The sequence below is a fragment of the Halomonas sp. genome, from assembly GCF_041689495.1.
Taxonomy (GTDB): domain Bacteria; phylum Pseudomonadota; class Gammaproteobacteria; order Pseudomonadales; family Halomonadaceae; genus Halomonas.
In genome coordinates this window covers 1-5,996 of record NZ_JBDNGD010000388.1, presented here as the reverse complement: position 1 = coordinate 5,996, position 5,996 = coordinate 1, and the positions used below count along the sequence as shown (strand labels likewise).

The 5,996-nt window shown below is 62.2% G+C and carries 8 protein-coding genes and 1 pseudogene; 1 reads left to right on the top strand and 8 read right to left on the bottom strand.

Going from position 1 to position 5,996, the window contains the following annotated elements; translation table 11 throughout:
- The 8 genes and pseudogenes from hisG to ACESMD_RS12265 all read right to left on the bottom strand — a co-directional run.
- A pseudogene (gene hisG / locus ACESMD_RS12300) lies at positions 1-282 on the bottom strand (ATP phosphoribosyltransferase); the annotation flags it as partial.
- Between the two features lie 13 nt (positions 283-295).
- On the bottom strand, positions 296-1,558 hold the full coding sequence (murA, locus tag ACESMD_RS12295; protein ID WP_372613574.1) for a UDP-N-acetylglucosamine 1-carboxyvinyltransferase: 1,263 nt from the start codon (positions 1,556-1,558) through the stop codon (positions 296-298).
- Between the two features lie 13 nt (positions 1,559-1,571).
- Positions 1,572-1,826 carry a BolA family protein gene (locus ACESMD_RS12290; RefSeq protein ID WP_372613572.1) on the bottom strand — a complete coding sequence of 85 codons (255 nt, stop codon included), beginning with the start codon at positions 1,824-1,826 and terminating at the stop codon, positions 1,572-1,574.
- A 132-nt stretch (positions 1,827-1,958) separates the two neighbouring features.
- Positions 1,959-2,291, bottom strand: a complete 333-nt coding sequence (locus ACESMD_RS12285) for a lipid asymmetry maintenance protein MlaB (RefSeq protein WP_372613570.1) — start codon at positions 2,289-2,291, stop codon at positions 1,959-1,961.
- Positions 2,288-2,944, bottom strand: a complete 657-nt coding sequence (locus tag ACESMD_RS12280) for a phospholipid-binding protein MlaC (RefSeq protein ID WP_372613568.1) — start codon at positions 2,942-2,944, stop codon at positions 2,288-2,290. Before ACESMD_RS12280 ends, ACESMD_RS12285 begins: the two co-directional genes overlap by 4 nt.
- A gap of 55 nt (positions 2,945-2,999) precedes the next feature.
- Positions 3,000-3,464 (bottom strand): outer membrane lipid asymmetry maintenance protein MlaD, encoded by a 465-nt coding sequence (gene mlaD / locus ACESMD_RS12275; RefSeq protein ID WP_372613566.1) that lies wholly within the window; start codon positions 3,462-3,464, stop codon positions 3,000-3,002.
- 16 nt (positions 3,465-3,480) lie between these two features.
- Complete coding sequence (gene mlaE, locus ACESMD_RS12270; RefSeq protein ID WP_372613564.1) at positions 3,481-4,263, bottom strand: lipid asymmetry maintenance ABC transporter permease subunit MlaE; 783 nt, start codon at positions 4,261-4,263, stop codon at positions 3,481-3,483.
- Entirely contained in the window at positions 4,260-5,072 is an 813-nt protein-coding gene (locus ACESMD_RS12265) for an ATP-binding cassette domain-containing protein (protein ID WP_372613562.1), read from the bottom strand. The genes mlaE and ACESMD_RS12265 overlap by 4 nt, the downstream gene beginning before the upstream one ends.
- Positions 5,073-5,204: 132 nt before the next feature.
- Between ACESMD_RS12265 and ACESMD_RS12260 the strand changes: the two genes are divergently transcribed.
- The coding region (locus ACESMD_RS12260) for a calcium/sodium antiporter (protein WP_372613560.1) at positions 5,205-5,996 on the top strand (792 nt) is incomplete at its 3' end.

Genomic DNA, 5,996 nt, shown 5'->3' with positions numbered 1-5,996 from the left:
GGCGATCTCGAGGTCCAGGGGCTCATAGAGGCCTTCGACACCATGCTCGAGCAGCACATCCTTGCCGGCCACCCCGAGGTCCGCGGCACCCAGCTGCACATAGGTAGGCACATCGGTGGCGCGCAGCACCACCAGCTTGACATCGGGCAGGTTGGTGTCGAAAAGCAGCTTGCGGCTGGCGCCGAGATCCTCCGCTGGACGGAGTCCGGCATCGGCCAGCAGTGGCAGGGTTTCGTCGAGAATACGGCCCTTGGACAGGGCCAGAATCAATTGCTTGGTCATCTTTTTGCCTGTGTCAGCCTGGGATCCGCCGGATATTGGCACCCAGCAACTGCAGCTTTTCCTCGATGCATTCGTATCCGCGATCGATATGGTAGATACGATCCACCAGAGTTTCTCCCTCGGCCACCAGCGCCGCGAGTACCAGGGATGCCGATGCGCGCAGATCGGTCGCCATCACCGGCGCACCGGAAAGTCGCTCGACGCCAGTCACCAAGGCCGCATTGCCCTCCAGGGCGATGTTGGCGCCCATGCGATTGAGCTCCTGGACGTGCATGAACCGGTTCTCGAAGATCGTCTCGACGACCCGAGCGTTTCCCTCGGCCACCGCATTGAGGGCGACGAATTGTGCCTGCATGTCAGTGGGAAAGGCGGGGTAGGGTGCGGTACGGATATTGACCGCCCGGGGCCGTCTGCCCTGCATGTCGAGCTCGAGCCAATCATCACCAGTGGTGATGATTCCCCCGGCTTCCTCCAGCTTGGCCAGCACGGCCTCGAGGATATCCGGGCGGGTCTTGCGCATCCTGACCCGCCCGCGAGTCAGGGCCGCGGCCACCAGAAAGGTCCCGGTCTCGATGCGATCGGCCATGACATCGTGTCGCGCGCCATGCAGGCACTCGACACCCTCGATGACGATGGTGTCGCTACCCTGGCCGCTGATCCTGGCGCCCATGGCGATAAGGCAGTCGGCGAGATCGACCACCTCGGGTTCCCGGGCCGCATTCTCCAGAATCGTAGTGCCTTCCGCCAGGGTCGCTGCCATCAGCAGATTCTCGGTGCCGGTAACGGTGACGGTATCGAAGAAGAAGGTGGCTCCCTTGAGGCGACCCTCGACACGAGCGCGGATATAGCCGCTTTCGACACTGATCGTCGCCCCCATTGCCTCCAGGCCGCGGAGATGGAGATCCACCGGACGGGACCCGATGGCGCAGCCACCAGGCAGGGACACATCGGCATGACCGAAATGCGACAGCAGGGGACCGAGCACCAGAACGGAGGCGCGCATCTTCTTGACCAGCTCATAAGGCGCATCGCAGTGGCGCACCTGGGAACCATCCAGCTGGATGCTCATCTTTTCGCCCATCACCGGCTCGAGACCCAGATGACCAAGCAATTCGAGGGTGGTCGTGATGTCCTGCAGGTGTGGCAAATTGCCGATGGTCACCGGCCCTTCCGACAGCAGGGTCGCGCAGAGTATCGGCAAGGCCGCATTCTTGGCGCCACTCGCCCAGACCTCTCCGTCGGCGGGTCCATTGCCGGTAATGATCAACTTGTCCATGAAGATTCGACCGTCATGCCCTGGTGTCTTCCGTTGCGTTCTGCCACTGCGCAGGGGTGTAGGTCTTGATGCTCACCGCGTGCAGCGCACCCGAGGCGATCTCCTCCGACAGTGCGGAATAGATCAACTGCTGGCGCTTGACCGGCGACAGGCCCTCGAAGGCCTCACCGACAGCCACCACCTGAAAGTTGCAGCCTTCGCCCTGGATATGGAACTCACAACCCGACACACGGGCCTCGAGCAATGCCTTGACGTCACTGGGTTGCATGAAACAGCCTCCTGTGATTCACAACATCCTGCCGTGCCGGCGGACGCCAGGCGTCGGACGGCACTGCAGGGGAATCCCGTCATGGTAAAGAAAAGTGGCCCCATTGGCGATGCCGCAGGCCGCGTCAGCGGTTCATGCGGCCTGATCCAGGGGCAATAAGCGATCCAGACCGGCGAGTTGTGTCAGCCGGACCAGTGCAACAGGAAGCCGCACCGACTCCAGTGTCATCCCGGCTAACCGGGCGGAGCGGGTCCATTCCAGCAGCACGCTGAGCGCCGCACTGCTGACACCGATGACAGCGGAAAGATCAAAGATGACCCGGGTGCCGTCAGGTTGGCCATCGAGCCAGACACTGCCCGCGCGGGCGAGCCGAGTGGCGACATCGAAGTCGACCTCCCCATGCACGGCCAGGCCGGTGGAACCTGACTCTAGCCTGACGTCATCGAGGTCGAGCAGCAGGCTCATCGACTGCTGCCCTCCTCCAGTTCCTCGACGGCCAGTTCCGGCGCCCAGCCACTGATGACCGCGTCATAATCCCGATTCTGATCACGCATGGCCAGGTCGAACTGGTTGCGGAAGGTCAGTCCAAGGTTGATGCCATTGACGATGACGTTGACCACCTTCCATCGGTCGTCGGTCAGGCGCAGCGAGTAGCTGACCGGATAGACACTGCCGTCCGAGGCCACCACCTCCATGGCCACGCTGGCCTGGTCCTCGTAGCGCTGAGACTCCTGGGCATCCAGTACCCGCACCTCGCGATAGTCGAAGGTGACCAACCCCTTGGTATAGGTATCGGTGAGGGTCTGGCGAAAGGTATCGGCGAAGCGAGAACGCTGCTGCGACGAGGCATTCTGGAAGTAGCGTCCCATCACACTGGCACCGATGTAGCGAAAGTCGGCGATATCCTCGAGGCTGTCATCGACTAGGCCCTGGAGTTCATCGATATTGTCGGCGAAGTAATCGCGACGACCCTCGATCTTGCCCATCAGCTCGTCGATGCTGGCGCGGATCAGCTGCTCAGGACTCCGCTCGGGAGCTGCCTGAGCCGACAGGGGTAATAACGCCAGGCAGAACGCCAGGGCGGCCAGACGAATAAAAGCGCGCATAAAGGACATCATCATCTCTCCTCGGGGAAAACCTCGACGCTCAAGAACGCCGTGGGACTCGGTCGGCTCATTCGCTGACCATATTTGACACGAATTGCTGGATGAGTTCTTCGAGCACCACCGCCGACTGGGTGTCGTGGACGATGTCGCCACTGGCAAGGGTCTCGGGGTCCCCGCCCACCGAGAGCCCGACATACTGTTCGCCGAGCAGGCCGGCGGTGAGGATTGCTGCCGTGGTGTCTCGGGAGAGCTGGTTCTCGAGTCCGGCATCGAGTTCCAGGATCACTCGGGCGTCATACCATTCGGTATCCAGCTCGATGGCCGCCACACGCCCCACCGTCACCCCTGCCATGGTGACCCTGGCACGAGGCTTTAGACTTCCGATATTGGCGAAGTTCGCTTCCAGCCGGAAACTCTCACCGGGAGAGGTGAAGGTCAGTCCGCTGACCCTCAGCCCCAGGAAGACCAGGCCCAGGATACCGGCCAGCATGAACAGGCCGACGCCGAGTTCCATCATCTTGCTACGCTTCATGCGGTTTCTCCGAACATCATGAAATCCCCCCGAACATCATCGCGGTCAGCACGAAGTCGAGGCCGAGGACCGCCAGGGAGGAATACACCACCGTGCGGGTCGTCGCCCGTGAAATACCTTCCGACGTCGGCACCAGGTCGTACCCCTGGAAGACCGCGATCCAGGTCACCACCAGGGCAAAGACGAGACTCTTGACCATCCCGTTACCGATGTCAGCCAGGAATTCGACGCTTGCCTGCATATTGCTCCAGTAGGAACCCTCGAAGACCCCAAGCCAGTCGACGCCGACCAGGTAGCCCCCATAGATACCCACCACACTGAACCCGACAGTGAGCAACGGCAGGGCCACGAAACCGGCCCAGAGCCGTGGCGCCACCACGCGACGCAGAGGGTCGACACCGATCATTTCCATGCTGGAGAGTTGCTCGGTGGCCTTCATCAGGCCGATCTCGGCGGTCAGCGCCGAACCGGCTCGGCCGGCAAACAGCAAGGCCGCCACCACCGGTGACAGTTCACGCACCAGGGACAGGGAGACCATCTGCCCTAGCGCCTGTTCGGCGCCGAAATCGACCAGAATGGTATAGCCCTGCAGCGCCAGCACCATGCCGATGAAGAGCCCCGACACCAGCACGATTGCCAGGGACAGGACACCAACGAAGTGCATCTGCTTAAGCCAGAGATGCCATCCTTCCCGGGATGGCACACCCACGGCGGACTGGGCCAGGAAGATCCCCGCCCGACCCAGCGCCTCGAACAGGTGGCAACCCCGGCGACCGAGGCGCATGACGGCTTCGATCATCGCCGCACCTCTACATCGAGCATATCGGCGAGATAGTCAACCGCCGGATAATGAAAGGGCACCGGTCCGTCTGCCTCGCCATGCACGAATTGCCTGACGCGGGCATCCTCTTCGACATCCAGACTCTGCGGGGTGCCATGGGCCATGACCTGTCCGTCGGAAACCACATAGACATAGTCGGCGATGGTGAGGGTTTCCTTGATGTCGTGGGAAACGATGATGGATGTCAGTCCCAGGGCCTCATTGAGCCGCTTGATGAGCTGCACCAGTACGCCCATGGATATCGGATCCTGGCCCACGAAAGGCTCATCATAGAGGATCAACTCCGGGTCCAGGGCAATCGCTCGCGCCAGTGCCACCCGACGCGCCATGCCACCGGACAGCTCGGCGGGCATGAGATGGCGGGCACCTCTGAGCCCCACAGCCTCGAGCTTCATCAATACCAGATCGCGGATCATGGTTTCCGGCAAGTCAGTGTGAACCCTCAACGGAAAGGCCACGTTCTCGAACACGCTGAGATCCGAGAAGAGCGCGCCACTCTGGAACAACATGCCCATCCTCTGTCGCAGGGAGAATAATGCCCGGCGGCTCTGTCGATGCACGTCCTCGCCATCGAAGAGCACGCGGCCGGCATCCGGATAGAGCTGGCCGCCGATCAGCTTGAGAAGCGTTGTCTTTCCCGACCCGCTTGGCCCCATGATGGCGGTGATCTTTCCGCGTGGCACCTGAAGGTCTACGCCACGGAAGATATCCATGTCACCGCGGGAAAAAAACAAACTCTCCACCACCACAACGGAGGTGTCGTTCATTGGTTCATCGTCCTGCCTGGAATTGTCGAACATCGTATCCTAACCATACCCTGTGACGCCAGCCATCGACTTGCAACTGCCAACGCCAGATCGTTTAATACGCCGCCAATCAACACCCTGGAAGGAGACCTCATGCTGGCGCCCCTGATCGCCGTGCTGGTCGGCTTCATTGCCTTGCTGTGGAGCGCCGAACGCTTCGTCGGGGCCGCCGCCGCCACGGCGCATCGAGCAGGCATGAGCACGCTGCTGATCGGAATGACCATCGTCGCACTGGGTACCTCGGCGCCGGAAATCGTGGTCTCCATCATGGCATCTCTGGACAATGCCCCCGACCTTGCCACGGGTAACGCCCTGGGCTCCAACATCGCCAACATCGGCCTGGTACTGGGTGTCACTGCCCTGGTGGTTCCGATCCCCGTGCGCTTTTCCATCGTGCGCCGCGAACTCCCGCTGTTGCTGGGCGCAACCGGCCTGGCCGGCTACGCCCTGGCCAACGGCCGCCTGGGCCACTTCGATGCCGCCTTCCTGCTGCTTCTGCTGGTCTTCTGCCTCTGGTGGCTGTTCCGTGCCGATACCCCCGATGCGGTGACCGAGGGCGTCGGCGAGATTCCCGACATGCAACTGCGTCACGCCCTGCTCTGGCTGCTGGGCACTCTGGCCATCATGGTTGCCGGTTCCCGGGCCCTGGTCTGGGGTGCTAGTGAACTCGCGCGCGGCCTTGGCGTGAGTGAATTGCTGATCGGGCTCACCGTGGTAGCCATCGGTACCAGCCTGCCCGAACTGACCGCCTGTGTCGCCAGCGCGCTAAAGCGTCATCACGACATCGCCATCGGCAATGTCATCGGCTCCAACCTGTTCAACCTGCTGGCGGTCCTGCCGATACCTGGCTTGCTGGCCCCAGGCCCCGTGGACCCGGCCGCCGGC

What these genes read in the sequence shown, in the direction of transcription:
- murA (WP_372613574.1), bottom strand. Translation starts at nt 1,558, where the DNA reads ATGGACAAGTTGATCATTACCGGCAATGGACCCGCCGACGGAGAGGTC.
- ACESMD_RS12280 (WP_372613568.1), bottom strand. Translation starts at nt 2,944, where the DNA reads ATGATGTCCTTTATGCGCGCTTTTATTCGTCTGGCCGCCCTGGCGTTC.
- ACESMD_RS12290 (WP_372613572.1), bottom strand. Translation starts at nt 1,826, where the DNA reads ATGCAACCCAGTGACGTCAAGGCATTGCTCGAGGCCCGTGTGTCGGGT.
- ACESMD_RS12285 (WP_372613570.1), bottom strand. Translation starts at nt 2,291, where the DNA reads ATGAGCCTGCTGCTCGACCTCGATGACGTCAGGCTAGAGTCAGGTTCC.
- mlaE (WP_372613564.1), bottom strand. Translation starts at nt 4,263, where the DNA reads ATGATCGAAGCCGTCATGCGCCTCGGTCGCCGGGGTTGCCACCTGTTC.
- ACESMD_RS12265 (WP_372613562.1), bottom strand. Translation starts at nt 5,072, where the DNA reads ATGAACGACACCTCCGTTGTGGTGGTGGAGAGTTTGTTTTTTTCCCGC.
- mlaD (WP_372613566.1), bottom strand. Translation starts at nt 3,464, where the DNA reads ATGAAGCGTAGCAAGATGATGGAACTCGGCGTCGGCCTGTTCATGCTG.